We start from the raw sequence: 25,081 nt of genomic DNA, 5'->3' as shown, positions 1-25,081 counted from the left end.
TTTTTGTCATTATTGCTTCCCCCTAAATACTGCTGTGTGAATTTTAAACTATACCCAAAGCGAAGGGTTTTTAGGGGCGGCTGTCAAGCGATGAAGCCCCATGAGTTTATGTGTTTATAAATGATTGGGGTGAAGACAGTTTATTGCTCCTCGGCAATTGCTCCTGCATTGCTCTAATTAGTGGTATCCATACCACCATGCATAAACTGCATTCACACCATCCATGGTGCTTAGCGGCGACAACAAACCCTAAAAATCATTCGAGAAGGGTATATATGTATTACTTAGTAGGTGTCACTTTACTTTGGGCTTTTTCATTTAGCTTAATTGGTGTGTATCTGGCAGGCCAGGTAGATGCCTATTTTTCGGTGTTAACGAGAATCATACTTGCCAGCTTAGTGTTTTTGCCTTTTCTAAGAAAACAATGGCTAAAGCCTGGTTTAATGCTCAAGCTGATGGGGGTAGGGGCTGTGCAGTTGGGAATGATGTATGTGTTTTATTACCAGTCATTTCTCTTGTTAACCGTACCCGAAGTCCTTGTATTTACGATATTTACGCCAATTTATGTGACGCTAGCTTATGACTTGTTAGCAGGACGGTTTTCCCCCATTTACTTGTTAACGGCTGGACTGGCTGTATTGGGAGCAGCGGTAATGCGTTATGACAATTTAACCCAAGATTATGTGCTGGGCTTTTTTGTCGTTCAGGCCGCTAATCTCTGTTTTGCATTGGGGCAGGTGGGTTACAAAGTCATTATGCAGCGAGAGTCAGAACAGTTACCCCAGCATGCCGTGTTTGGTTGCTTTTATTTGGGTGCCTTAGTGGTAGCCCTGGTTGCTTGGGGTGTTATGGGGCAGCCCAAATATCCTGAGTCAGGGCTACAATGGGGAATTTTATTATGGCTAGGTATTGTCGCCTCTGGTGTTGGCTATTTTCTTTGGAATAAAGGTGCAACCCTGGTTAATGCCGGGGCACTAGCTATCATGAATAATGCGCTTATTCCTGCAGGCATTCTGGTTAACTTGCTGATTTGGAACCGAAATGCTGATATTTTGAAGCTCTGTTTAGGAGGGAGCTTTATTCTGATTGCTTTACTGTTAAATGAATACCTGGCCAAGCGGTTTGAACGTAGGGGGCCAGTAGAGGCCTAGCTTGTTAGAAATAGTTTGTTGAGATAGTTCGTTGAAAAAGCTTTTTATCGAAGTGTTTGGTATTTTGTTAGGAATGCTTTCTGTTGTGTATACCGTTTCGATAATACACATGGATATGCGCCAAGCTTATTACCAAGAAACAGGAATACTGCCTGAAATGGATCCACGACTCAACGTTACTATTGCTGTTTTTTTGGCTGTCTTTGCTTTAATAGCAGTAGGATTGACTGAGCTGGTTCGGTTGTGGGTATTCGAAAGCCGGATGCTTGAGTTTAAAGCGGCTGTATTATTTGGCTTGATATCAGTTAGCTTTATCCCATGTATGTTTTTTATCCCTGAGCTAGGCTGGTTTGGACTTTTAGGTGTTCAAATAGTATGCATGGGGCTTTTTTACTACTTTCTTAGGCGATTCTGTATAGAGAAGCCCCTGAGTAAGTTGGTAAAGTGATACTCAGGGATCCATCTCCCGCATAAAAGAGCACTTTATAGTGTTATCCTTAAGCTATTAATAAAGATTAATGTAACATCCTTGGTGGTACGAATCAGTTTACATATCTTCAATACTAATAACTTCATCTTTATTAATAGATTTTTTTCTTCCTTTACTATTGATATACCAATAGAACTCTGTCTCCTCGTCAAAAAAGACATTGTCTGTTGTTTCAATTGTTGATCCATCTTTCATCTGAATTATTTTGGGGTTAGCGCAACCAGCTAAAATAACCAAACTTAAAGATAGCAATACTTTTTTCATGATTCGCACCAATATAAATTTGTTTGATTGTATGTTTATTTAACAATAAACACCAGCTTGTTTTGTCACCTCAATGTAAAATAAAATATAATGATAGGGGGGGCGAGCCAACATCCATAAAATTTATATAGCTTGTGTATATGGTTTTATGTTTGAAGATGCGTTGAGAATATTTTAGGTGAAGTCTTTGATCGTTTTTTATTAAGTGAGGTTGCACTGATTTTTAGTGCCGATTATAAATTAAGGATTTTCATAATAACCCTCCAAAAGTAAATCATAATACTTATCGTAGAAGCCATCTTGTTTTATCGCCTGTAAGCCTTTATTAAAAGCTTTAAGTAAAGGCTGTGCATCTTCTCTTGTTTTTGGAAATAATAAATGGGCAGTGCTGCTAAATAAAGGGGTGTGGTGGTAGGTTAAGGTTTGAGCTTGGGGGGCAGAGAATTCTTTTTGTAAAAGACTATAGCCGGCAACTGTAGCCATTAAGAAAAGATCAACTCTTTTTCTTAACAGCATTTTGAAATTAATTTTATCTGACTTATTAACAATTATATTTAATGTGCCAGTCTCTTGAGCTTTCCAAAACTCTGGCGTGTAGGTGTAGCCTCTGGTGGCACCAATTCGGTATCCTTCTAAATCTTTCAGGGTTTTCCATGTTGTAAAAGCAGTGGTTTTTAAATGGAAAAAAACCACATCCTCAGAATATAGCGCGTCGCTGTAATAAAAGGATTTCGCTCTTTCTTCAGAGTGGTACCAAAATGCGGTAGCATGGTATTTCCCTTTTTGTCCTTCTTTATAATTTCTTGCCCATATGTGGTATGTGTAATCCACTTTGTAGCCTTCTCGTTGAAAGGCTTCTGTAATCATGTGGTGAACAAATCCGCCATGCTTGTAATCTTTAGCTGACCAGGGAGGGTATTCGCCAGTGGTGATTTCTAATAAATTTGCTTCTTCTGCAACAGCAGAGAAACTAAGTAAAACGATAAAAAGAGCAGTTAGCAGCCTCATGAGATTTTATTTCAAGTAGAGTGTTAGCTAAAAGCTTAGCAGTTTCTGGCTGAGCTGTACTAGTAGCTGGTGCTGAGAAGGGCTTTGCTTTTGTAGCTGTATCCAGTAAGCTGTTGTTATTGGGTGACTTCGCATCCATCTTCCCACAAGAGAAGGCTGATCTGCCAGGAAGTATTATTTGTAGCTTGACTCTTTTAAGTAACATTAACTGATTGTCAAAGTATATATGGCTAGTGCCTGTAGAGTGGGACGTTGGCACTGTTAGGCTAGACAAAGGTAAATGTTATGCCCTTACTCATTTCTGCGCGTGCTTTTAAGCAGCAAGCAAAATCTATTGTTAAACACTGGCCTCGTGACTCTATTAAACATGCTACGGCAAGAGAATTACTGGCCCAACTATATGGGTTTAACAGTCACCATCACTACATTAACTACCTTAAACATCAAAATGGTCTATTTCCGAAGATAAACCGCACCCTGGTTTTTTCGTTATATCCTGGCTGGATAAAAAAGCTGGCTGCCTTAGCTGGAATTAATGAAATTCAGGCAAAAAATATGATTATTCAATTATGGCCTGGTTTTTTAGAGAACAGTCAATTGGCGAATCAAAAAATGTATGCCAGTAAAATACATTTTTTAGGTGAGTGCGTTGACTTGTTACCCGATAGCACAATCCATTTTACATTTGACGATAAGCCATCTATCAAAGATGTGATTGAGTCATTAGGCTTGCCCCATGTTGAAGTGGCTTACATAACAGCTAATGAGCAGTCTGTCGACTTTACTTATTTATTGAAAAATAAGGATACAGTTGTAGTGCATCCGTATCCTCATCCACAAGCGATTGTGCAACAACTGCCAGAGTCGGGGCCGCGTTTTCTACTTGATGTTCACTTGGGTGGGCTGCTTCGCTACTTGCGGATAGCTGGTTTTGACTGTTTCTATCAGAACAGTGATCTAGGAGATCAAAAGCTTGCATCTATTGCTGAACAGCAGCAGCGTATTCTGTTAAGCCGGGATATTGGTCTGCTAAAGCGAAGTAATGTCTGCTATGGGCGTTGGGTGAGAAATACCGATCCATTGGCTCAGTTTATTGAGATTATGGCGTTTTATCGACTTTATGATTTGGTTCGACCGTTAACCCTATGCAGCAAATGTAATGGTGAAATAAAGGCAGTCAACAAAGATACTATTTATGATCAGGTGCCTGAAGGTGTGTTTGAATTTTATGATGAGTTTAATCAATGCCAGAGTTGTCAGCAGGTGTACTGGAAAGGTAGTCATTACCAGAAGATTCAAGCAATTTTAGAAAAAGTTTCTCTTTAGTTTTGTGGGTGCTCTATAGAAAACGACAACTGAATTATTTGGTACGGTACGCTCAACAGTGCTTGATTTGGTCAGTTTGTTGTATTGATGAGTTACCTCCCCCTGTTTGTATGGTGTTGACTTAATTCAACCACAGGCTTGTATTAGTGCTATTTATAGGTAGTATGCTTGACTATAAATTACCAGAATTATCTATTGTTTAGGGCTGAAGAAAAGGCTCTAAAAAGCAACTAAATGCAGGAATCGGGTTGGGCTCAGAACTACTATGCATTGTCCGTTTTGTGGTGCGCATGACACTAAGGTCACAGACTCTCGGTTAGTAACTGAGGGTAACCAGGTAAGGCGGCGTCGTGAATGTCTGTCTTGTAGCGAGCGTTTTACGACTTATGAAACTGTTGAGCTGGTGATGCCTCGGTTGATTAAGCAAGACGGAAGTCGTGAGCCTTTCGATGAAGATAAACTGCGAGGGGGAATGCTGCGTGCTTTGGAGAAGCGCCCGGTCAGTATGGAGCAGGTAGAAGAGGCCATTAGCCGACTTAAGCACCGGGTTCGAGCCAGGGGAGAAAGAGAGGTGGAATCTTTGCTGGTTGGCGAAATGGTTATGCACGAGCTAAAAAAACTGGATGAAGTTGCTTATATTCGTTTTGCTTCCGTGTATCGGCAATTTAAGGATTTAAACGAGTTTCGTGAGGAAATTGACCGGCTAAAGCAGGACAGTGAAAGCTGACGCTTTTCAAATCGGTATTTTTCTACTCCTCTTTCTATTGAGATTGTCGCAAAAGTCATTTTTAGCACCCTCTCCTGCTGGGAGAGGGCTGGGGTGAGGGTGAACCCCTCATCCTAACCTTCTCCCCACGGGGGAGAAGGGGTTTGATTTGAAATACTTTCGCGACACCCTCTTTTTGTTTTGTGGCAATTTTAATGAGGTGAACGCGTGTCAACAGAATTCTCTGCCATTGACCATGCCATGATGAGCCGTGCCTTACAGTTGGCAAAACAGGGGCTATATACAACTAGGCCGAACCCTCGGGTAGGTTGTGTGGTAGTTAAAGAGGGTAAAGTTATTGGTGAGGGCTGGCACCAGAGAGCTGGTGAACCCCATGCGGAAGTTCATGCGCTTAAACAAGCTGGAGCAGCAGCAAAAGGTAGTACTGTTTATGTCACTCTTGAACCTTGTAGCCATTTTGGTAGAACCCCACCCTGTGCTGATGCTTTAGTAGAAGCGGGTGCTGCCAAAGTCATTATTGCCATGCTTGACCCCAACCCACTGGTTGCTGGAAGTGGGAAAAAACTCTTGCAACAACAAGGAATTGATGTGGAAGTAGGATTGCTGTACGGGGAGGCTTATCAGCTTAACCAGGGGTTTTGCCAGCGTATGACTATTAAACGACCGCTAGTGCGCTGCAAGCTTGCTATGAGTATCGATGGCCGTACAGCTAAAGCCAGTGGTGAAAGTCAGTGGATTACAGGATCTGCTGCCAGAGCTGATGTGCAGCAGTGGCGTGCCAGAAGTTGTGCAGTGATAACTGGCGTCAAAACAATTATTGATGACGATGCAGCATTAACCGTTCGCTCTGAGCAGCTCCACATAGAGGCTGCAAAAGCGTGCCCACCGCCCTTGCGCGTTGTTGTCGATAGTCAGCTTAAAATACCAGTATCAGCAAAAATATTTAATGGTGCAGGTAAAGTACTGGTTGCGACGACTTGTAAAGAGCCCAATGCGATTAGTCGTATAGAAAAGCTGGGAGCAGAAGTTGTCGTATTTAATGATACAAGTACGACAGGTTCAGTAAGTGGTGATAATAGTAATCAGCGGGTGCCTTTAGATTTATTACTTAACTACTTGGCTGAGCACTGTCACTGTAATGAAGTTATGATCGAAGCTGGTTCTACCCTGGCTGGTGCATTTACTAAAGCGGGGTTGGTAGACGAACTAATAGTGTATATGGCTCCTGTTATTATGGGGCATGAGGCAAAGCCATTATTAACGGTTTTCGATATGCCCAAAATGGCGGATAATATTGCTCTTGAAATGAGAGATGTTCGCCAAATAGGTAGAGACTGGCGAATGCTGATCCAACCCATTAATAAGCTTAGTTAGCTATCTTATGTTTACAGGCATCATTCAAGCGGTTGGTATAATCCGCTCGCTTAGCCCCCATGCAGGGGACTTATCGCTTACCATTGATACTCAGGATTTAAGGATAGCAGGTGTGCAATTGGGTGATTCCATTGCGACCAATGGTGTCTGTTTGACGGTTGTAAAACTTGGCCAGCAAAGTTTTACCGCTGATGTATCAGCAGAAAGTTTACGTTGCTCCACTTTGGCAGACTTAAAAGCAGGGGACCCTGTTAATTTAGAAAAAGCCATGACTCCAACCACCCATTTTGGTGGCCATATCGTCAGTGGTCATGTTGATGGTGTTGGGACGATAGTTAAACATTTTAAAGATGCTCGAGCTCATCGGTTTTGGCTAGAAGCGCCAGCTCAACTGGCAAAATATATTGCTGAAAAAGGCTCGATAACGGTTGATGGTGTCAGCTTAACAGTCAATGAAGTTAGTGGTAGTCAGTTTTTACTTAATATTGTTCCTCATACCATTACTAACACTATTATTAAACACTATAGCCAAGGCACTCAGGTTAATCTTGAAGTGGATATTATCGCTCGGTATTTAGAGCGCTTATTAACAGCAACTGATCAGCAGTCTGAATCCCCTATAAATAAAGCATTTTTAGCCACTCATGGCTTCTTGAAGTAACAGGCGGAAATACTATGCAGCTAAATGCCATTGAGGAAATAATCGAAGATATTCGTCAGGGTAAGATGGTTATCTTGATGGATGATGAAGATAGGGAAAATGAAGGTGACCTGATTATTGCCGCTGAAAAAGTGACGCCAGAGGCAGTAAACTTTATGGCGAGTAAAGCACGAGGGCTGATTTGTTTAACTCTGACTGGCGAACGTTGTGATTATTTAGGTTTGCCCTCTATGGTGCAGGGCAAGAATGGTGGTCAATATGGCACACCATTTACTGTTTCAATTGAAGCGGCCCATGGAGTCACTACTGGTATTTCTGCTGCAGATAGGGCAAAAACAATTCAAGTGGCGGTCGCGCCTGACAGTAAACCAGATGATATTGTTCAGCCTGGTCATATCTTTCCTCTGAGAGCGCAGCCGGGTGGCGTGCTGAGTAGAGCGGGCCATACTGAAGCTGGTTGTGATCTGGCCAGGTTGGCAGGGCTGACACCTGCTGCAGCTATTGTGGAAATTATGAACGAAGATGGTACCATGGCCCGCCGGCCAGACCTGGAAACATTTGCGGAGACGCATGGGTTAAAAATCGGTACCATTGCCGACTTGATTCACTATCGGATATTAAATGAAAGAACCGTTACAAAAGTGGATCAGCAAACGTTAACAACCGAGTTTGGCGAGTTTGAACTCACAGCGTTTAAAGATTCTATTCAAGGTAATACCCATATTGCATTGGCACTTGGTGAAATCGGTACAGATGAGCCGACCCTGGTAAGGGTGCATGTGACTGACCCGATTCGTGATTTGCTAGCAGCGCAGCCTCCTCAGCATTCAAGCTGGAGTATTCAAAAAGCGCTTAAAAAGGTGGCAGATGAAGGTAAAGGGGTAGTGGTGCTGTTGAACCCAACAGCCTCACTAGATTTTCAAGGTAGCATGAACCGATTTTTTCACCCGGAGCAAAGCCAGCGAGCACCAGGCCAATCTGGCTCAGGGGCTTACTTAATGGTTGGGACCGGCTCACAAATTCTTAGAGAGCTAGGGGTAGGTAAAATGAAACTGCTTAGCTCGCCAATGAAATTTGGTGCTATTTCTGGGTTTGAATTAGAAATTTGTGAATATATCCCGTTTGAAGAGGCATAGTAATCAATGTCAGAAATTAACACAGTAGAAGGCTTCTTAACCCCCAATGATGGTAAATATGTCATCGTTGTTGCTCGCTGGAATGGCTTTGTGGTTGAGAGCTTACTGCAAGGGGCTATTGATACACTGATTAGGCATGGTATTGATCGGGATAACATAACGATTGTTCGTTGCCCAGGTGCATTTGAAATTCCTCTCACTGTAAAGAAAGTTGCCAAGCAGGGGCAATATGATGCCATTATTGCTTTAGGTGCAGTGATTCGTGGCGGTACCCCTCACTTTGAGTATGTGGCCGGCGAGTGTACCAAAGGGCTAAGCACCATTTCTTTAGACTATGAACTACCCATTAGCTTTGGTGTGCTGACAGTAGACACTATTGAACAGGCGATCGAGCGTTCTGGTACCAAGGCGGGTAACAAAGGCGAAGAAGCGGCTTTGTCAGCGCTGGAAATGGTAAGTTTGTTAAGTAATTTAGAGGCTTAAGTTAAGTGAGCGACGCAGTATCACACCCTACTGGGGATAAACCCAAACCTTCAGCTCGCCGTAAGGCTCGTCAGTTTGCACTGCAAGCACTTTATCAATGGCACATGGCTGGTGGTAATGTGGCAGCAATTGAAGCGCAATTTCGTACTGATAATGACATGAAAAAAGTGGATGTCAGCTATTTTCATGATTTGCTTCATGGTGTTACCCATAGCCTGGCTGATATCCAACAAGCTATTGAGCCTTATCTAGACCGCGATTTAAAAGAGCTTGATCCAGTTGAACTAAACACCCTTCGTATCGGGGCCTTTGAGCTGTTAAAGCGAATTGATGTTCCCTATAAAGTGGTAATTAATGAATCAATTGAGCTGGCCAAGCGGTTTGGTGCTGAGGAAAGCCATCGATATGTTAATGGGGTGTTGGACAAAGTCGCTGCTAGAGCCCGTTATCAGGAAGTCAATAGCCACCGGCTGAAACCATAGTTCAAACCGTTCATTGTGCTCTGATGAGCTACCTATGATCGGGTGAAATATCCAAGCTGTCAGTAAATCAGTGGATTTTGGTAAAGATTGAGCGAATTCCAACTCATTGCTAATTATTTTAATCAGCCATCCCTGACCTCGGTAGGTGAGATCCCTGCTGAAATAGGGATAGGTGATGACTGTGCGCTACTCTCAATTCCTGAACAGCAACGACTGGCTGTGTCTATAGATACATTGGTTGCTGATGTTCACTTTCCTGCGGAAGCAGCCGCAGAGCAAATTGGTTATCGTGCCCTTGCTGTGAGTGTCAGTGACCTGGCGGCAATGGGAGCCACTCCAAGCTGGTTTACCCTTGCCTTGACCCTCCCTGAAGCCAATGAGTATTGGTTGGCGGAGTTTGCCAAGGGCCTTAGTCTTGCAGCAAGCCAGTTTGGCATTAGGCTGATAGGAGGTGATACCACTAAAGGGCCTTTGACGATTTCCATCCAGGTACAAGGAATGGTCAGTGCCAGGCATGCCATGCTGCGCAGTAATGCGAAGGTGGGTGATCATATTTATGTGTCTGGCACCTTGGGTGATGCAGCAGCAGCGCTTGACTATGTGATCCCCCAGCCAACCCTGGCAGCTGCTAATGAAAATTCCTCTGTCGCTTATTTGTATCAGCGCTACTTCCAGCCAGAACCACGTTTGGCTCTGGGTAAGCAGTTGGCAGCACTCGGTGTAAATTGTGCCATTGATATTTCTGATGGATTACTGGCTGATTTAGGCCATATCCTGTCAGCCAGTGCCAAAGTGGGGCCGTGTTTGGGGGCGCAAATTGACCTCACTGACCTGCCTATCTCCAAAGCGCTTATGAGCCACACAGATAAAGCCCGAGCAACTAGTTTAGCTTTAACAGGAGGGGATGATTATGAGCTGTGTTTTACAGTACCTGCAGATCTTATCCAGCAACTGTCTCCTTTGATTGAAGCTGGTGAAATAACCCTGATAGGCCATATTACTGCTCAGCCAGGCATAGTCGATAATCTTGGTCAGCCAGTGATGGTTGCCTGCTCTGGCTATCAACACTTTTAGTGGTGCCCTTTATATGTCCGAAATCCCAAAAGTAACTCTAGCGAGTGTCTTACGTAACCCTGTTCATTGTCTGGCTTTTGGCTTTGGCAGTGGAACCGCGCCAATAGCTCCAGGGACATTCGGTACCTTGGCAGCAGTGCCTATTTGGCTGTTGTTGTGTCAGTTACCACTGGTTTGGTACAGCCTGATAGTATTGGTTGCTGCTGTTGTGGGGGTCTGGCTGTGTGGTAAAGCAGCAGAAGATCTCAAGGTGCATGATCATCCTGGCATTGTTTGGGATGAAATGGTGGGCTACTGGATTACTATGTGGGCTGCTCCTGCTGGATGGTACTGGCCAATATTAGGTTTTGCGCTGTTTAGGCTTTTTGATATCTGGAAGCCTTGGCCAATTTCAGTGGCTGATCAACACCTTAAGGGGGGGGTTGGGATAATGCTGGATGATTTGTTGGCTGGATTGTTTGCCCTGGGAGTAATGCAGCTAGCTTATTATTGGGCAGTCTAATATAGCGCTACACTTAGTTCATAATTCTGTCATTAAATGCTGTCATTGAAAATGATGCAGTGGGTCATGGAGGGGGTGATGAGTAAAAGAATCCTAACCTTAAGTTTGCTTGCTGGCATAAGCTACTCACTGTTCTGTTCTGCTGAGCCACAGGTTAGTGTGGTGGGTTTGTTTAGTGGTAAAGCCGTCGTCAATATTGATGGTAAAAGGTACATATTAAAGCAGGGTAAAACAGGGCCAAAAGGCATTAAGTTGATTAGTGCCAATGCTTCAGAGGCTGTACTGGAAATAAATGGTAAAACCCGCACCTTTGGTTTGTCACGTGACTACAGCAGTCAATATTCTGCACCCAAAAAAGTAACAGTTACCCTTAACCGCTCTTCAGACGGCCATTACTATGCCTATGGTGCTATCAATGGGGTGCCCACAAAATTTCTGGTTGATACTGGTGCTACTTCTGTTGCAATGAACTCGATAGTAGCCAAGGCAGCTGGGGTTAATTATATTGCCGACGGTACTCCAATTAATACGGCAACTGCCAGTGATATAGTCAAAACCTTTAAAGTAAAGTTGCAGTCAGTGAGTATTGGCGGTATCAAGGTCAATAATGTTGAGGCAGGGGTTCATGAAGGTCGAATGCCAGATATTACCCTGTTAGGTATGAGCTTTCTTCGTCATGTCAAAATGATCGAAGAAGGTAATGTATTAACGTTAGAGCAAAAGTATTAGTAACTGTAATTGTCATCTGCGAAGGGATTGTTTTTTTTAGTCTTGATAAAAACTGTTGGCTAAGCCATCTCATAGCAGTAGTGAGTTAGGAGTGATTGTGTCGGTATCATTTGTTGCTTCATCAAAGCTTCCCACCCCGTTTGGAGTGTTCGATATGCACGGCTTTATAGATGAGCTGACTGGTAAAGAGCATGTTGCACTAACAATGGGGAATGTTAGTGATGGTGAACCAGTATTAGCACGTGTTCATTCCGAGTGTTTGACAGGTGATGCATTATTTAGTTTGCGTTGTGATTGTGGGGCTCAGCTTCAGGCTGCATTAAAAGCAATCGCAGAAGTAGAGCGAGGAATTATTCTTTATTTACGGCAAGAAGGCCGGGGAATTGGCCTGTTAAATAAGATCAAAGCTTATCACTTACAAGATGGTGGCGCAGATACTGTTGAGGCTAATGAACAGTTGGGTTTTGCAGCAGACTTGCGTCGTTATGATATGTGTCAGCCAATACTGAAGTATTTGGGGATTGGTAGCCTGTGTTTAATGACAAATAACCCTGCAAAAGTCGCTGCCCTGGAGAAAGCGGGCTTAAAAATCATTGAGCGAAAACCGATAGAGACTGGCAGAAACCCCCATAACGAACGTTACTTGTTGACTAAGGCAGATAAGATGGGGCATTGGATTACGCCTCCCGAAACCTAAAAATGACACTATATACAACTAAAAAAGCCAGCAATTTGCTGGCTTTTTTAGTTGGCTTACAAAGCTAGTCAAGCAAGAGAGGTGTGAGCCTTTGGTTCTGCAGCTAAACGTGCTTTCACTGTAGTAACAATACTTGCTACATCTAAACCACATGCTGTGAGTTGTTCACTGCGCTTGGCTTGCTCAATAAACTGATCAGGAATACCTAAGTTAATAACTGATACGTTAATGTCCAGTTGATGGAGTAGTTCGTTAACGCCTGAACCTGCGCCACCCAACACAGCGCCATCTTCAATAGTTACCAATAATTTATGGCTTTCTGCTAGTTGCTTGACGAGCTCCTCATCCAAGGGTTTGGCAAAGCGCATATTGGCAACTGTTGCACCTAGTTCATCAGCAGCTTCAAGGGCATTTTCTAGTAATGTGCCAAATGCAAGGATAGCAGCATCATGACCTTGTTTAACTACTTCACCTTTGCCAATAGGTAGGATTTCAAGCCCTTCAGTAATCTCAGTACCTACTCCTGTACCACGAGGATAGCGAACAGCTGCAGGCCCTTGGTGTTGGTAGCCTGTAGACAGCATGAGTCGGGTTTCGTTTTCATCAGAAGGGGTCATGATGACCATTTCAGGAATACAACGAAGGTAGGCAATATCATAGCAACCGGCATGGGTTGGGCCATCTTCACCAACCAAGCCAGCACGGTCAATAGCAAATAGGACGTCAAGGTTTTGTACTGCAACATCATGCACTAACTGGTCATAGGCACGCTGTAAAAAGGTTGAGTAGATAGCAACCACAGGCTTTAATCCTTCACAGGCCATACCTGCTGCAAGAGTAACAGCATGTTGTTCAGCAATGGCAACATCAAAATAACGGTCAGGATACTGCTCAGCAAACTGAATCAGGTCTGATCCTTCTTTCATGGCAGGGGTAATCCCTATCAGCTTCTCATCAGCTGCTGCCATGTCACACAACCAACTGCCAAACACATTGGAGAATTTGGGCTTTTTCACTTTTGGAGCAACAGGCTTAACTGGCGGTGCTGGCTCTAGTTTAGTAATGGCATGGTAACCAATGGGGTCTTCTTCAGCAGGATTAAAACCTTTGCCTTTTCGGGTAACTACATGAAGAAACTGAGGGCCTTTCAGGTCCTTAATATTGCTTAAAGTATGAACCAGTGTTTCCAGGTCATGGCCATCAATAGGGCCGATATAGTTAAAACCAAGTTCCTCGAACAATGTGCCAGGAACTACCATGCCTTTCACATGCTCTTCAGTTCGGCGGGCTAACTCCCAGGCTTTGGGGATGTTACTTAATACCTTTTTGCTGCCCTCGCGCATGGAGTGGTACATTTTGCTAGACAGAATTTTAGCAAAGTAGTTAGAAAGTCCACCCACATTATTAGAAATAGACATGTCATTGTCATTAAGAATGACCAGCATATTGGCATTAACGTCTGATGCATGGTTAAGTGCTTCAAAAGCCATACCTGCTGTGATTGCACCATCACCAATAACAGCAATGGATTTACGGTCTTCGCCTTGCAGTTTTGAGGCAATTGCCATGCCTAAGGCTGCACTGATGGATGTGCTGGAGTGACCGACCCCAAACGTGTCGTATGGGCTCTCAGAGCGTTTGGGAAAGCCTGCCAGTCCATCCTTCTGGCGCAGGGTGTCCATCAACTGGCGTCTGCCAGTCAGCAGTTTGTGAGGGTAGGCTTGGTGGCCAACATCCCATACCAGTCGGTCGTATGGGGTATTAAACACATAGTGAAGGGCGATGGTGAGTTCAATGACTCCCAGCCCAGCACCAAAGTGTCCGCCGGTCTGGCCAACACAAAAAAGTAAATATTCTCGAAGTTCTTTTACAAGTTGCGGCAGTTGTTCTTCAGATAGTTTGCGTAAATGTTCTGGCAAATCCACCTGATTCAAAAGTGGTGTAGCTGGTTTTGTTAGAGGAATCTCATTAAACATTGACATGCAAACTCATTCTAAAATGGGGATGAGCTCAGGCTTTAAGCAGGTAATGCTGGAAAGTGCTTTATACTGCACTAGTGGTACACCGTTAGTTTACGTAAGGGGCACCACTAGCACCCTGTGACCCAAAGCGGGCTATTTTACCTGAATTATGAATTTTTGACCATTTCAACAGGGTTTGTTCTAGCCAGAATACTTCACCAATCTACAGAAATGTTGGAGGTACTAATAGAGTTGTAGTCTGTATGAATGCCACTCAACTATAGTTCATATTTCTAGTATTGAGTTATGCACTCAGGTTAGTGATTCCTTTGGATAATAAGTAATGCCAGCTGCTTGAGTGGGGCAGCTGCTTGGCCAAGTGGTGCTAAAATAGCCAGTGCTTCATCAGTTAGTTGCTGAGCCTTTTGTTTAGCTTGTGATAAGCCCATTATGGCTGGATAGGTAGGCTTGTCATTAGCAATATCTGCTCCCTGAGTTTTACCTAAGGTTTCAGTATCAGACTCAATGTCCAATATGTCATCCTGAATTTGAAAAGCAAGACCGACGGCGTCTGCAAAGCGACCTAGCTGCTGCCAGGCTGACTCCTCTACTTGATTACTGGCCAGTGCACCCAGTTGGATACTGGCTTTGATGAGTGCGCCAGTTTTGCAATGGTGCATATTTTCAAGCTGCTCAAGCGAGAGTTGCTTACCAACAGAGCTTAGATCAATTGACTGGCCTGCAACCATGCCATTCATGCCTGATGCCTGTGCCAATATTTGGATTTGCTTGAGTTTGGTTGAGGGTGGCAGAACGCAATCTGGATACCAGTCGTTGGTAGATAAAGCTTCAAATGCTAGCGCTTGGAGTGCATCACCTGCAAGAATTGCAGTGGCTTCATCAAAAGCAATATGGCAAGTTGGTTGGCCACGACGTAGCGCATCATCATCCATTGCGGGCAGGTCGTCGTGAATCAGGGAGTAGGTATGGATGCACTCAATAGCCATTGCTGCTGGGTCAGCATTTTCTAGGCTGCCATTTAGCCCAGCACATGTTGCATAAGTGAGTAATGGACGAAGCCGCTTTCCACCTTGGGTTAAGCTATAGTTGATTGCTTTTTTTAAATAAGGTGCAGTATTTGGGCGGCTACTTACAAGGTTATCAAGCAAATGGTTGGCTCGCTGTTGTAACTCAACCAGTTGCTTCTGTTGCGACATCATAATAGCTAACTACTCTTCGGTATCAAATGGCTCAATGGTTTGTAGGCCATTTTTTTCAAGCAATAAATTCACTTTTTGCTCTGCTTTAGTTAATGACTGCTGACATTCGCGAGTGAGCTTGATGCCTTGTTCAAAGGCTTGTAATGAATCTTCTAAGGAAAGTTCACCTGATTCAAGTTGTTCGACTAGTGTTTCTAGCGCTGTCAATGACTCCTCAAATGAGGTTGAGGCTTTTTTTCTGGCCATAAGCATACTCCCCTGTTGATGGTTGGCAACAGTACCTAACCCAGCCTTGCCGGTCAATGGGGTGCGTTTTTTAAGAAACTGACTAGACTTTGAAACTGGGGCATCTCTACAAACTTTCAACCTTATAGATTAAGGAGTGTACCGGTGGATCTTGCGACACTGGTAGGGCTACTTGGCGCATTTGGTATCGTCTTGGCGGCGATGGTGCTGGGCGGTTCGGTGCTGGTATTTGTTAATGTACCGTCACTGTTAATTGTTATTGGTGGCAGTATTTTTGTTGTTTTAATGAAGTTCACATTGAAGCAATTTTTGAGTGCTGTGGGGGTGATGGGTAAGTCCTTCAAGTTCAACTCTGTCGACTTAAATGTGTTGATGGAGCAGATTATTGACCTGGCTGAAACTGCGCGGAAAGGTGGTTTACTGGCATTGGAAGATAAGCAAGTTGACCATGAGTTTTTGCAAAAGGGTATTCAAATGCTGGTGGATGGCCATGACCCGGAAGTGGTTAAGGCTGTGCTTTCCAAGGATATGCGACTGGCTATTGCTCGTCATGAGTTGGGGGCGAAAATTTTTTCATCTATTGGCGATGTGGGGCCAGCGATGGGAATGATTGGGACATTAGTAGGCTTGGTACAGATGCTATCCAATATGTCTGATCCTAAGTCAATTGGCCCTGCAATGGCGGTTGCTCTGTTAACTACCTTATATGGTGCAATGCTAGCAACAATGGTTGCGCTGCCTGTAGCAGATAAGTTATCAGTGCGTCGTGATGAAGAAGCGTTAAGTAAATCATTGATTATTGATGCGCTACTAGCCATACAAGAAGGGCAAAACCCTCGAGTGATTCAAACCATGCTGAAAACTTATCTGCCGGAAGGAGTGCGTGGCTCTGAGGAAGGCTGAAAGGTCAAGCTATGGCTGATGATAATGACGAATGCGAATGCCCGCCGTGCCCGGCCGGGATACCTGCTTGGGTAATGACATTTGCTGACTTGATGTCATTGCTGATGTGCTTTTTTGTCTTGTTACTCTCATTTTCTGAAATGGATGTTAAAAAATACAAACAGATTGCTGGCTCCATGGCCAGTGCATTTGGTGTGCAAAATATTATTAAGCAAAAAGATATTCCCAAGGGTACCAGTGTTATTCAGCAAGAGTTTAGCCCTGGGCGCCCTGAGCCTACGCCATTAAATATTATTCAACAGCATACGACAGATGTAACCAAGCAAGAACTGGAGGCCAGTACGGAGCAGCTTGAGGCTGCTGATGGGGTTCAGAGTGAAAAGTTTCAAGAGTTGATTGAAATCATGCAGCAGTTGCAAGAAGAACTCGATCAGGAGGCGATGAAGCTAGCTAATTCACTTCAAGAAGAAATTGATAAGGGGAATATTGAGGTAGAAACCAAAGGACGAAAAATAGTGATTCGGGTTCAGGAGAAAGGCTCTTTTCCTTCTGGGTCTGCCGAATTGCAGCCAGATTTCATTCCCGTGATGGCAAAAATAGCAGAAGTGTTGTCTAGTCATAAGGGTAGTATTTCTGTAGAAGGCCATACTGACTCAATTCCAATTGATACAGAAGAGTTTCCATCAAACTGGGCGCTAGCATCAGCCAGAGCAGTTTCTGTGGCGCATGAGCTGATGGCCGATTCTCGTATGGATCAAAGTCGGTTTCAAATTAAAGGTTTGGCTGATACCCGGCCTCTGGTGGATAACGAAACGCCAAGCAATCGGGCAAAAAATCGTCGAGTAGAAATTGTGATAAAACAAGGAGAGGATAAAGAGCTTAAAGATGGCTTGAATGAGTTAAAAGCTGAAGACAAGGATCTATTTGAAAAATTACAGGAGAAAGAGCCAGACTTTTTCTTAACGCCAGATGAGATTTTTTAACTGAGATTTCAAACGATGGAAGAGCGCCGCCGTTTTTTTCGCATAGATGATAAAGTAGGACTATACTTTAAAGCCATTTCTGAGCAGGAATGGGGGCAGTATAAAGACAGCGGTATTGCTCCAACTACAGACTCACAAGGTTTACCTTGTCCCGCATTAGAGCAGCAAATAACAGATGCAATAAATAGTTTAAGGCAAGTTTCTGGCGAAGCCGCCGAAGTAGCCTGGCTACTTAATACCAAAGTTAATGGTTTGATGGAACTCATTGCTGAAGATACTGCGCTCCCTGAGTTGGTAAAATCAATGGATGTGAATATCAGCGCTTGTGGAATGGCGTTTCGGGCAATGAAGTCTTTGCAGCAAAATCAACTGTTGTATTTGGAAATTACTTTGAAGCAACAGGAGCAGCCATTGATAGCACTTGCAAAGGTGGTCAGTTGTAGTGAGCTTGAAGAAGCAGCAAGCCTTGAGCAGTTTCTGGTGAGAGTGGACTTTTGTGATATTGAGCCAGATGCTCAGGAACTATTGATTCAGTATGTAGTTAAGCAGCAGGGCCAACTGCTACAACAGAAAAAACATCGTAAGTGAAGAGCATTAAAAAAGCCCCAATAACAGATGCTATTGGGGCTTATAAATAAGACAGTCTTACTACTTAACTAGTTTTTTTTGTTCCACACATTTTGGTCCATAGTACGATCCAAGAATGGGAATTTCTTACGGTCAAATACAGGTTTCTTGTTAGCTTTCAATTGCTCATCAAAATCTTTCAATACTGTAAAAGCAATCTTAGACAACAATAAGATGGCAATAATGTTAATGATGGCCATTACACCCATTGACAAGTCAGCCATATTCCAAACCAGGCTTACTTTTGCTACTGCACCGAATAAAATCATGCCAAGTACAACTAGGCGATACGCAAATAGTAAGGCTTTACTTTCCTTGATAAACATCAAGTTAGTTTCGCCATAGTAATAGTTTGCAACGATAGATGTGAAAGCAAACAATAAGATAGCGAAGGCAATAAAGTAGCTACCCCAGGTGCCTACGTGCTCAGTAAGGGCTTCTTGAGTTAAGTTTGAGCCACTAAGTTCGCTTCCAGGTACTAGCTGGTTAGATAGTAGAACGATAGCTGCAGTCGCTGTACAGATAACCACTGTATCTATGAACACACCCATCATTGAGACAATACCTTGGGTTGCTGGGTGTGGTGGATTAGGGCTGGCAACTGCAGCAGCGTTTGGTGCACTACCCATACCCGCTTCGTTAGAGAATAAGCCACGCTTCAAGCCGTTCATGAAGGCTTCTTTAATCATCCAGCCAGCAGCACCACCTGCAGCGCTTTCTAGTTTGAAAGCATGATCAAAGATAGTGGAAAATACGCCAGGTAATTTGTCAATGTTCATGAGGATAACAACGACGGCTATCAGCAGATAAATCAGCGCCATGACTGGCACGCAGTATTCTGCAAAGCGGGCAATAGAACGGATTCCGCCAAAGATAACAATGGCCGCAACAATAATAATGGCGAAGCCAATGTAGTAATCAATAAACTTGATGTCGCCTGTGTTAAAGGCAGTTTGCATGGCTGCAGAGATGGTGTTGGATTGAACGGCATTGAACACCAAGCCAAATGCAATAATTAAGCTGATAGCAAAGATAATTCCTAGCCAGCGTTGTCCTAGGCCTTTTTGAATATAGTAAGCAGGGCCTCCACGGAAGGTGCCATCGCCACTATCTGTTTTGTAAACCTGAGCTAGGGTACACTCAATAAAACTAGTAGCCATACCAAGCAGAGCGATTACCCACATCCAGAAAATAGCGCCTGGACCGCCCGCATAGATAGCCGTTGCTACCCCAGCTAGATTTCCTGTGCCTACCCGTGCTGCTAAGCTGGTACAAAATGCCTGGAAGGAGGAAATATTGCCGTCACTGCTTTGGCGACTGCTAAACAGGGCTTTAGCTGAATAACCAAACCGTCTGATTTGAATAAAGCCTGAAAAAACTGTGAAATAAATCCCTGCAGCTAATAGCAACCATATCAGAAGGTTACCCCAGATAAGGCCGTTACCGGCATCAACAAAGCTGCTAAGCGCTTGTTCCAAAGCTTCAAGGCTGGTCACTGTTTCTGTTGTACTCATACTGCATACCTTTGTTTTACTACTTAAGTTGGCGATGCATAGTGACATTGCCGATAAGACATACATAAGGAGGCGAAGCATAATGGTGGTAAGTCGCTTTTTAAATAGTACTTATACGTAGTGACATAAAATAAAAAATATGGCTAATGAGGTTGGTGAGGTATAATTTGATAGTGCCAGACATTAAAACAGAAAAAAGTTAACTTATTGAAATATAATAACTTATTGTTTAATTTTGATGCCGGGATTCAAGCAGTCAGGCTGCATATGCTTTGTGTCTAACAAGTGTTTTGAAATAGAAACATTTTTTTTAAAATGTTTAAAATGTGATCTATATAAGGGGCGGAATACGCTTCTTAAGGCCTTCAATTCGCTTTGTAAATAAATAAGTTCAAGAAAAACAGTATAACTACCTACCTGTATGTGAACTTAGGTGCTTATTTAGGCCTGGTTATTTAGTCAAAATGTCTGAAACTTGAGTAAGAAGAGTCTGACTTCAAGCAGGGTAATCATTGGATTAGACTTGAATAATTATAAAGCAGAACAAATATTGGCAAGCTGTTGTCACTAGATAGCGGTTATTAATGAGTTTTTTAGTGAGCGTAATACAAGGTCTGTAGGCTTAGGGAAATGCCTGAATTGGTAAAATAGCAAAGAACGCTACTAGAAGTATGATCTTTATCGCTATAATTGTTGAATAGACTGCAATGCTAAAGCTCTACCTCTCACACAGTCAGGTCGATATAGAGGATGTCAACGTCTAAACGGTTTCAAGTATTTGTTAGTTCTACCTATCGTGACTTGGTAGATGAGCGTCAGCAGGTATTTCTCGCCTTGCTTGGGTTGGGCTGTATTCCTGTTGGGCCTGAATTTATCCCTGGATTTGATAATGATAGCGACGATTGCTGGCCAAAGGTACGCCAGCAAATTGATGAAAGCGACTATGTCGTCTTATTGCTTTCTGGGCGCTATGGCACTTTGACTCAAAGTGGGATTAGTTTTTTACATCGTGAGTATACCTATGCAAATACGCTAAAGAAGCCAATTTTGTGCTTTATTCGCGATCCTCGTTATCCATTAGCACCCAACAAAAAAGAAAGAACAGCTGATGGGGTTGCCCGTTTCAGGGTATTCCGTGATTCTTTGCAAAAGCATGAACACTTATCCTGGGATACCACTGACAGTTTAATCATGTCGCTGCGTCAATATCTGCCGCAGTTTATGGGTAAGCATGAGGCAGTTGGCTGGGTTAGGGCTAATGCGCTTCCTGATCAGCAAAACCAGCAGGGGGCTAAACTGAGCTTTTCTGAGCAACTGACTGAGTTGCAGGAAGTGAAAAATGCGTTGAATTATCCTGACATGCTGCAGCAAAATCGTTCTGTTGCCTTACTTAAGCAGTCTGTTGAGTTGACCTATATCTGTAATATCTATATTCAGGGTAACTGTAAGCTGATAACTGAAAAAGCATCGTTGCTTTGGCAAGATATTTTTACTGCGTTTGTTAGCCATATGCAGCAAAGTGCCTCAGAAGACCGAATTAAGCAATCATTAGCGCATTTTTTAGAAGAGCGTTTTGCTAACACGATTTATGAGCAAAATCAGGAAGTTCATGCAATTAACGACTTTCAGTTTACTGATACCTCGCTACGAATGATTCGCTTGCACTTACGGCGGATGGGGTTGATTAGAAAGGATACCTTGCGCTCAAGTCGAACTCGCTCTGTTTGGCAGTTAACTCCAATTGGGCGCAAGGCATTGCAGGATCTTTCAATAGCTGAAACCATGAAATCCTAAGGTTTGCCATCGGCTATATTATAGTGCTTCGCCTCTGAGATTAAGTACTACCTCCTGTAGTTTGTCTGCAGAAACGGCTTCTGGTTGAATTAAGTCACCAGTTATTACTGAGACTTTGGACCAAAAGCGCTTTGGACGCTTCGTTAGAGCGTGCCCTCCTTTATGGCTGAAGAAGCTACCCCATAAACCTCGCAATGCCATTGGGATGACGGGGACAGGGTCGCGTTCGATAATTTTTTCAATACCTCTTTTAAACTCATTAATTTCTCCGTCTTTGGTGAGCTTGCCTTCAGGGAAAATGCAAACTAACTCCCCTTGTTTGAGTGCTTCAGAAATACGTTCAAATGCAGCATTAAATGTGTCAGGATTTTGATTGCGAGAAGTAATAGGTATTGCCTTAGCAACTCGAAAAATAAAATTCAGTACCGGTAGATCATAGATAGGCTTATACATCACAAAGCGTACAGGTCGGTGACAGGTGCCGGCTAGTAATAGAGCGTCTACATAACTGACATGGTTACAAACAATCACGCCAGGACCATCATCTGGAATTTTATTGATATTCTCACTACGTACTCGATACATGGTGTGCGTAAGTAAATAGATTAAAAAGCGCATGGCGAATTCAGGTACAGTCGAATATACATACACCGCTATGACTGCATTGAGTAAAGCCAATACCAGAAAAAACTGAGTGATCGTGAGCCCTGCAACGCCAATAAACAAAATGCCGCATAATGCACTTACCACCATAAACATTGAGTTGATAATGTTGTTGGCAGCAATCACCTGGGCTCGGTATTCCTCTGGAGTGCGATGTTGTATCAAGGCATACAAGGGTACAATAAACAGGCCGCCAAAAAAGCCTATTAAGGTCATGTCAATCAGTACACGATAGTTACTACCGCTTCGGAAGAACTCAGTAAAGCTTAACAATTCTGCTGAGCTGCTTGGTTGTGTTGCAAAGAACAGGTCAACCCCAAAAATAGTTAAACCAATGCTACCTATAGGAACAATGCCAATTTCAATCTTGTGGCCAGATAAGCGTTCGCAAGACATTGAGCCCAGCCCAATACCAATAGAAAAGGCTGCCAGCAAACTGGTGACAACACCTTCAGCACCACGCAATATTTCTTCAGTAAAATTAGGCAGCTGAGTTAAATAAGCCGCACCTAAAAACCAAAACCAGCTAATGGCCATAATTGAGAGGAATACTGAATGAGACTGTTTAGCTTGTTTGATGATGCGCCAGGCCTCAGTAACTGGGTTCCAGCTTATTTTGAGAGAAGGAGCGCTAGCGGGTGCTTCAGGGATTTCACGACTGCAAATATAACCAATAATGGCAAATACAATGATGGATATCGAAATCCAGGTAGATGCCATTTCCAAACTGGCCAATAAACCCCCCGCAATGGTGCCAAACAAAATCGCGAGGAACGTACCCATTTCAACAAAGGCATTTCCACCGACTAGCTCATCTTCATAAAGGTGTTGAGGAATAATAGCGTATTTGACAGGGCCAAAAAAAGCGGATTGGGTACCCATTAAAAACAGGATAAACAACAGTAACCAAAGGTTATTAAAATAAAAGGCAACGGCAGCGGTAAGCATAATGCATATTTCAAGGATTTTAACTCGCCGGATAATTTGCGACTTTTCATACTTATCCGCTATCTGCCCAGCTAAAGCCGAAAACAAAAAGAAGGGTAAAATAAACAAGCCAACGGCTATGTTAATTAAAATGTCTTCAGAAATTGACGCAGTCTGACTACCAAATTGAGTAATATTGAAAGTGACTAAAAAAACCAAAGAGTTTTTAAAGATATTGTCATTAAAGGCACCAAAAAACTGGGTAAGAAAGAAAGGCAAAAAGCGGCGTCGTTTCAGTAACCCAAACTGACTTTTTTCCTCATTAGGGTGCATGTTTACTACTCCTTTATCTTTTTTAGGCGTGCCTTAGCTTGTAAGCCCTGTTAAAAAGTAATGTATTAATTGTTCTAGCATGTATTCGGCGCTTGTTGTATTGCTAATAAACAACTTATCACCTAATGCTAGGCTGGTGATGCCATGAACACTGCCCCAAAGCGTTCGAGCAGTAAGCTTAATTGCCTCTGTTGATTTGTTAGGACTGAGTTGTGCCAGCTGATCTTCAACTAGCTCAAAGAGTCGGTTTATCTTTTGTTGATGCCATTCAGGTACAGACTCGTCGTTAGACATTTTGTGGGTAAAGACTAAAGCCCAGTGATTGGGCTCAGTTGCTGCAAACTGTAAGTAACACTTTGCGAGTGTGCTGATAGCTTTTTCTGGCGACTGATCGTTTTGAGAGCCGCTATCAGTCAGCTGCTGATATAGGCGGTCTAGGGTTCGGCCATTGACTTGCAGCAACATATCATTTTGGTGCTGAAACAAGGTGTATAGAGTGCCAGGCGTGTAGTTAATAATGCTGGCAATCTTTCGTACAGAAAGCTTGTCTGCAGGTAGTTCATCAAGTAGTTGCTCAATTGCCTTTAAAGCCATTTCCTTGATTTGTTCCTGGGTATGTTCGTGTCTTCTTGCCATAACATTTAGCTTCGCTTAGGAATGGGGTTGCGCCAAGCAATCGACTACTCTAATTGAACGGTGTTCAATTAGAGTAGTCGATTTAGCTGATAGATACAAGCTGCAATGGTGAGTAAGTGGGAAGGATGCTGTTTGGCAGTATTGATTATTAAAAGTTATAGGAAATTCTATGACTATAGTTTTTGTTGATAATCCTTAATCAATACTGACCTTAAGTCAGCTGACATATTAAAGTCACAGCTACTATAGTAAAGCATAGGTTTATATAATAGAGACTGTTTCGATGAGCATTAAGTTGGTTGCAGTACTAATCAGCTTCTTAGTTAAGTTTAGTGTGGTGTACGCCTCTGCATTAAATGTCACCGTGCCTGTACTGTCTTATCGAGCAGCTGCATTTGATTATCAGTATAGATTACTTGAGTTTGCTTTGGAAAAATCAGGTTATAAATATCAATTAAAAAAAGTAAAACTTGATACTTCTCAGGCTCGTCTAGAAAAAATGTTGAATAAAGGAGATCAGGTTAATGTATATTGGATGGGAACCTCTATAGAAAAAGAAAAACAGTTGACCCCGGTTCGTATTCCAATACTTCGAGGACTGCTTGGACACAGAGTATTTATTATTCATAAACAGGATCAGGAGCAATTTAATCAGATTAAAACAATAGATGATTTAAAAAAAATGGTTGCTGTGCAGGGGATCGGTTGGTCAGATATAAAAATTCTTAAAAATGCGGGTCTTAATACGATAGCTAAAAAATATAAAACGATTTTTGATATCATTAATGCTGGTGGTAGGGTTGATTACTTCCCAAGAGGCGTAAATGAAGCTTGGGATGAGGTAGAGCAGTTTAAAAAAACTAGTCCTAATATAACGGTTGAGTCTAAAATATTACTTGTTTATCCATTTGCAATATTTTTCTTTGTCAGTCCAAACCATCCTGAAATCGCTCAGGCACTTACTGAAGGGTTAACAAAATCTTATAAAGACGGTAGTTTTATGGAATTTTTCAATAATCACCCAAGTATTGTCGCTTTGTTTGAGAAGGCTAATATTGAAGGCCGGATGAAACTTGTGATTAGTAATCCTTTAATGAGTCAGGAAACTATGTCGATACCAGATGAATACTGGCATACAAAGCAGTAATTATCAGGTTATAAACTTAATGC

26 protein-coding genes are annotated in these 25,081 nt (G+C 42.9%); 18 read left to right on the top strand and 8 right to left on the bottom strand.

Annotation, left to right across the window (positions count from 1 at the left end):
• Positions 1 to 275 precede the first annotated feature (275 nt).
• Both OQE68_RS07110 and OQE68_RS07105 read left to right on the top strand, forming a co-directional pair.
• Entirely contained in the window at positions 276 to 1,151 is an 876-nt protein-coding gene (locus OQE68_RS07110; protein ID WP_180569906.1) for a carboxylate/amino acid/amine transporter, read from the top strand.
• A gap of 31 nt (positions 1,152 to 1,182) precedes the next feature.
• Positions 1,183 to 1,599, top strand: a complete 417-nt coding sequence (locus OQE68_RS07105) for a hypothetical protein (protein WP_180569905.1) — start codon at positions 1,183 to 1,185, stop codon at positions 1,597 to 1,599.
• 99 nt (positions 1,600 to 1,698) lie between these two features.
• On the opposite strand, the gene OQE68_RS07100 is transcribed toward OQE68_RS07105, so the two are convergent.
• Together OQE68_RS07100 and OQE68_RS07095 are read right to left on the bottom strand one after the other, a co-directional pair.
• Complete coding sequence (locus tag OQE68_RS07100; RefSeq protein ID WP_180569904.1) at positions 1,699 to 1,905, bottom strand: YgdI/YgdR family lipoprotein; 207 nt, start codon at positions 1,903 to 1,905, stop codon at positions 1,699 to 1,701.
• 240 nt (positions 1,906 to 2,145) lie between these two features.
• Positions 2,146 to 2,913, bottom strand: a complete 768-nt coding sequence (locus OQE68_RS07095) for a substrate-binding periplasmic protein (RefSeq protein WP_180569903.1) — start codon at positions 2,911 to 2,913, stop codon at positions 2,146 to 2,148.
• A 285-nt stretch (positions 2,914 to 3,198) separates the two neighbouring features.
• Here OQE68_RS07095 and OQE68_RS07090 point away from each other — a divergent pair, with 285 nt between their 5' ends.
• From OQE68_RS07090 to ribA, 11 genes are all read left to right on the top strand, one after another.
• Positions 3,199 to 4,239, top strand: coding sequence for a Mut7-C RNAse domain-containing protein (locus OQE68_RS07090; protein WP_180569902.1), 1,041 nt, complete (start codon positions 3,199 to 3,201; stop codon positions 4,237 to 4,239).
• A gap of 265 nt (positions 4,240 to 4,504) precedes the next feature.
• On the top strand, positions 4,505 to 4,966 hold the full coding sequence (nrdR, locus tag OQE68_RS07085; RefSeq protein ID WP_180569901.1) for a transcriptional regulator NrdR: 462 nt from the start codon (positions 4,505 to 4,507) through the stop codon (positions 4,964 to 4,966).
• A 207-nt stretch (positions 4,967 to 5,173) separates the two neighbouring features.
• On the top strand, positions 5,174 to 6,340 hold the full coding sequence (gene ribD, locus OQE68_RS07080; protein WP_266195559.1) for a bifunctional diaminohydroxyphosphoribosylaminopyrimidine deaminase/5-amino-6-(5-phosphoribosylamino)uracil reductase RibD: 1,167 nt from the start codon (positions 5,174 to 5,176) through the stop codon (positions 6,338 to 6,340).
• A 7-nt stretch (positions 6,341 to 6,347) separates the two neighbouring features.
• Positions 6,348 to 7,001 (top strand): riboflavin synthase, encoded by a 654-nt coding sequence (locus tag OQE68_RS07075; protein ID WP_180569900.1) that lies wholly within the window; start codon positions 6,348 to 6,350, stop codon positions 6,999 to 7,001.
• Positions 7,002 to 7,015: 14 nt separating this feature from the next.
• Positions 7,016 to 8,137: a bifunctional 3,4-dihydroxy-2-butanone-4-phosphate synthase/GTP cyclohydrolase II gene (gene ribBA / locus OQE68_RS07070; RefSeq protein WP_180569899.1), complete on the top strand. Its 1,122-nt coding sequence runs from the start codon at positions 7,016 to 7,018 to the stop codon at positions 8,135 to 8,137.
• 6 nt (positions 8,138 to 8,143) lie between these two features.
• On the top strand, positions 8,144 to 8,620 hold the full coding sequence (gene ribH, locus OQE68_RS07065) for a 6,7-dimethyl-8-ribityllumazine synthase (RefSeq protein WP_180569898.1): 477 nt from the start codon (positions 8,144 to 8,146) through the stop codon (positions 8,618 to 8,620).
• A gap of 5 nt (positions 8,621 to 8,625) precedes the next feature.
• On the top strand, positions 8,626 to 9,102 hold the full coding sequence (nusB, locus tag OQE68_RS07060; protein WP_180569897.1) for a transcription antitermination factor NusB: 477 nt from the start codon (positions 8,626 to 8,628) through the stop codon (positions 9,100 to 9,102).
• Positions 9,103 to 9,189: 87 nt separating this feature from the next.
• On the top strand, positions 9,190 to 10,176 hold the full coding sequence (gene thiL / locus OQE68_RS07055; protein WP_180569896.1) for a thiamine-phosphate kinase: 987 nt from the start codon (positions 9,190 to 9,192) through the stop codon (positions 10,174 to 10,176).
• 13 nt (positions 10,177 to 10,189) lie between these two features.
• Positions 10,190 to 10,678, top strand: a complete 489-nt coding sequence (locus tag OQE68_RS07050; RefSeq protein WP_180569895.1) for a phosphatidylglycerophosphatase A family protein — start codon at positions 10,190 to 10,192, stop codon at positions 10,676 to 10,678.
• A 78-nt stretch (positions 10,679 to 10,756) separates the two neighbouring features.
• The gene (locus OQE68_RS07045; RefSeq protein ID WP_180569894.1) at positions 10,757 to 11,407 is read left to right on the top strand and encodes a retropepsin-like aspartic protease family protein; all 651 of its coding nucleotides are present in this window, start codon (positions 10,757 to 10,759) and stop codon (positions 11,405 to 11,407) included.
• Between the two features lie 97 nt (positions 11,408 to 11,504).
• Positions 11,505 to 12,104, top strand: coding sequence for a GTP cyclohydrolase II (gene ribA, locus OQE68_RS07040; RefSeq protein ID WP_180569893.1), 600 nt, complete (start codon positions 11,505 to 11,507; stop codon positions 12,102 to 12,104).
• 68 nt (positions 12,105 to 12,172) lie between these two features.
• On the opposite strand, the gene dxs is transcribed toward ribA, so the two are convergent.
• From dxs to OQE68_RS07025, 3 genes are all read right to left on the bottom strand, one after another.
• Positions 12,173 to 14,086, bottom strand: coding sequence for a 1-deoxy-D-xylulose-5-phosphate synthase (dxs, locus tag OQE68_RS07035; RefSeq protein ID WP_255490970.1), 1,914 nt, complete (start codon positions 14,084 to 14,086; stop codon positions 12,173 to 12,175).
• A gap of 296 nt (positions 14,087 to 14,382) precedes the next feature.
• The gene (gene ispA, locus OQE68_RS07030) at positions 14,383 to 15,285 is read right to left on the bottom strand and encodes a (2E,6E)-farnesyl diphosphate synthase (RefSeq protein ID WP_353618569.1); all 903 of its coding nucleotides are present in this window, start codon (positions 15,283 to 15,285) and stop codon (positions 14,383 to 14,385) included.
• A gap of 9 nt (positions 15,286 to 15,294) precedes the next feature.
• The gene (locus OQE68_RS07025) at positions 15,295 to 15,531 is read right to left on the bottom strand and encodes an exodeoxyribonuclease VII small subunit (RefSeq protein WP_180569892.1); all 237 of its coding nucleotides are present in this window, start codon (positions 15,529 to 15,531) and stop codon (positions 15,295 to 15,297) included.
• A 144-nt stretch (positions 15,532 to 15,675) separates the two neighbouring features.
• Between OQE68_RS07025 and pomA the strand changes: the two genes are divergently transcribed.
• From pomA to OQE68_RS07010, 3 genes are read left to right on the top strand one after another with little or no spacing between them, the layout of a single operon-like run.
• Positions 15,676 to 16,434 (top strand): flagellar motor protein PomA, encoded by a 759-nt coding sequence (pomA, locus tag OQE68_RS07020; RefSeq protein WP_180569891.1) that lies wholly within the window; start codon positions 15,676 to 15,678, stop codon positions 16,432 to 16,434.
• An 11-nt stretch (positions 16,435 to 16,445) separates the two neighbouring features.
• Positions 16,446 to 17,417, top strand: a complete 972-nt coding sequence (gene tssL, locus OQE68_RS07015) for a type VI secretion system protein TssL, long form (RefSeq protein ID WP_180569890.1) — start codon at positions 16,446 to 16,448, stop codon at positions 17,415 to 17,417.
• Positions 17,418 to 17,432: 15 nt separating this feature from the next.
• Positions 17,433 to 18,005, top strand: coding sequence for a PilZ domain-containing protein (locus OQE68_RS07010; RefSeq protein WP_180569889.1), 573 nt, complete (start codon positions 17,433 to 17,435; stop codon positions 18,003 to 18,005).
• Positions 18,006 to 18,073: 68 nt separating this feature from the next.
• Here the strand turns inward: OQE68_RS07010 and OQE68_RS07005 are convergent, their stop codons facing one another.
• Positions 18,074 to 19,558: an alanine/glycine:cation symporter family protein gene (locus OQE68_RS07005; protein ID WP_180569888.1), complete on the bottom strand. Its 1,485-nt coding sequence runs from the start codon at positions 19,556 to 19,558 to the stop codon at positions 18,074 to 18,076.
• Between the two features lie 750 nt (positions 19,559 to 20,308).
• Here OQE68_RS07005 and OQE68_RS07000 point away from each other — a divergent pair.
• Positions 20,309 to 21,352 carry a DUF4062 domain-containing protein gene (locus tag OQE68_RS07000; RefSeq protein ID WP_180569887.1) on the top strand — a complete coding sequence of 348 codons (1,044 nt, stop codon included), beginning with the start codon at positions 20,309 to 20,311 and terminating at the stop codon, positions 21,350 to 21,352.
• Between the two features lie 18 nt (positions 21,353 to 21,370).
• On the opposite strand, the gene OQE68_RS06995 is transcribed toward OQE68_RS07000, so the two are convergent.
• A complete protein-coding gene (locus OQE68_RS06995; protein ID WP_180569886.1) occupies positions 21,371 to 23,275 on the bottom strand; it encodes an MFS transporter in 1,905 nt (634 codons plus the stop codon).
• A 33-nt stretch (positions 23,276 to 23,308) separates the two neighbouring features.
• On the bottom strand, positions 23,309 to 23,911 hold the full coding sequence (locus OQE68_RS06990; RefSeq protein ID WP_180569885.1) for a TetR/AcrR family transcriptional regulator: 603 nt from the start codon (positions 23,909 to 23,911) through the stop codon (positions 23,309 to 23,311).
• Positions 23,912 to 24,194: 283 nt separating this feature from the next.
• Between OQE68_RS06990 and OQE68_RS06985 the strand changes: the two genes are divergently transcribed.
• Positions 24,195 to 25,058 carry a type 2 periplasmic-binding domain-containing protein gene (locus tag OQE68_RS06985; protein WP_180569884.1) on the top strand — a complete coding sequence of 288 codons (864 nt, stop codon included), beginning with the start codon at positions 24,195 to 24,197 and terminating at the stop codon, positions 25,056 to 25,058.
• Positions 25,059 to 25,081: the final 23 nt, after the last annotated feature.

Origin of the sequence: Spartinivicinus marinus (genome assembly GCF_026309355.1) — a bacterium.
GTDB classification, from domain to species: domain Bacteria; phylum Pseudomonadota; class Gammaproteobacteria; order Pseudomonadales; family Zooshikellaceae; genus Spartinivicinus; species Spartinivicinus marinus.
Note: the sequence above shows the minus strand (reverse complement) of the source record. Positions and strands in the feature narration are given on the sequence as shown.

Coding starts and splice junctions, on each gene's coding strand:
- OQE68_RS06985 (WP_180569884.1), top strand. CDS start 24,195: ATGAGCATTAAGTTGGTTGCAGTACTAATCAGCTTCTTAGTTAAGTTT.
- OQE68_RS06995 (WP_180569886.1), bottom strand. CDS start 23,275: ATGCACCCTAATGAGGAAAAAAGTCAGTTTGGGTTACTGAAACGACGC.
- OQE68_RS07005 (WP_180569888.1), bottom strand. CDS start 19,558: ATGAGTACAACAGAAACAGTGACCAGCCTTGAAGCTTTGGAACAAGCG.
- OQE68_RS07050 (WP_180569895.1), top strand. CDS start 10,190: ATGTCCGAAATCCCAAAAGTAACTCTAGCGAGTGTCTTACGTAACCCT.
- OQE68_RS07095 (WP_180569903.1), bottom strand. CDS start 2,913: ATGAGGCTGCTAACTGCTCTTTTTATCGTTTTACTTAGTTTCTCTGCT.
- tssL (WP_180569890.1), top strand. CDS start 16,446: ATGGCTGATGATAATGACGAATGCGAATGCCCGCCGTGCCCGGCCGGG.
- OQE68_RS07010 (WP_180569889.1), top strand. CDS start 17,433: ATGGAAGAGCGCCGCCGTTTTTTTCGCATAGATGATAAAGTAGGACTA.
- OQE68_RS06990 (WP_180569885.1), bottom strand. CDS start 23,911: ATGGCAAGAAGACACGAACATACCCAGGAACAAATCAAGGAAATGGCT.
- OQE68_RS07090 (WP_180569902.1), top strand. CDS start 3,199: ATGCCCTTACTCATTTCTGCGCGTGCTTTTAAGCAGCAAGCAAAATCT.
- ribH (WP_180569898.1), top strand. CDS start 8,144: ATGTCAGAAATTAACACAGTAGAAGGCTTCTTAACCCCCAATGATGGT.
- dxs (WP_255490970.1), bottom strand. CDS start 14,086: ATGTCAATGTTTAATGAGATTCCTCTAACAAAACCAGCTACACCACTT.
- OQE68_RS07075 (WP_180569900.1), top strand. CDS start 6,348: ATGTTTACAGGCATCATTCAAGCGGTTGGTATAATCCGCTCGCTTAGC.
- OQE68_RS07100 (WP_180569904.1), bottom strand. CDS start 1,905: ATGAAAAAAGTATTGCTATCTTTAAGTTTGGTTATTTTAGCTGGTTGC.
- ribBA (WP_180569899.1), top strand. CDS start 7,016: ATGCAGCTAAATGCCATTGAGGAAATAATCGAAGATATTCGTCAGGGT.
- OQE68_RS07045 (WP_180569894.1), top strand. CDS start 10,757: ATGAGTAAAAGAATCCTAACCTTAAGTTTGCTTGCTGGCATAAGCTAC.
- nrdR (WP_180569901.1), top strand. CDS start 4,505: ATGCATTGTCCGTTTTGTGGTGCGCATGACACTAAGGTCACAGACTCT.
- OQE68_RS07000 (WP_180569887.1), top strand. CDS start 20,309: ATGTCAACGTCTAAACGGTTTCAAGTATTTGTTAGTTCTACCTATCGT.
- ispA (WP_353618569.1), bottom strand. CDS start 15,285: ATGATGTCGCAACAGAAGCAACTGGTTGAGTTACAACAGCGAGCCAAC.
- OQE68_RS07025 (WP_180569892.1), bottom strand. CDS start 15,531: ATGGCCAGAAAAAAAGCCTCAACCTCATTTGAGGAGTCATTGACAGCG.
- OQE68_RS07110 (WP_180569906.1), top strand. CDS start 276: ATGTATTACTTAGTAGGTGTCACTTTACTTTGGGCTTTTTCATTTAGC.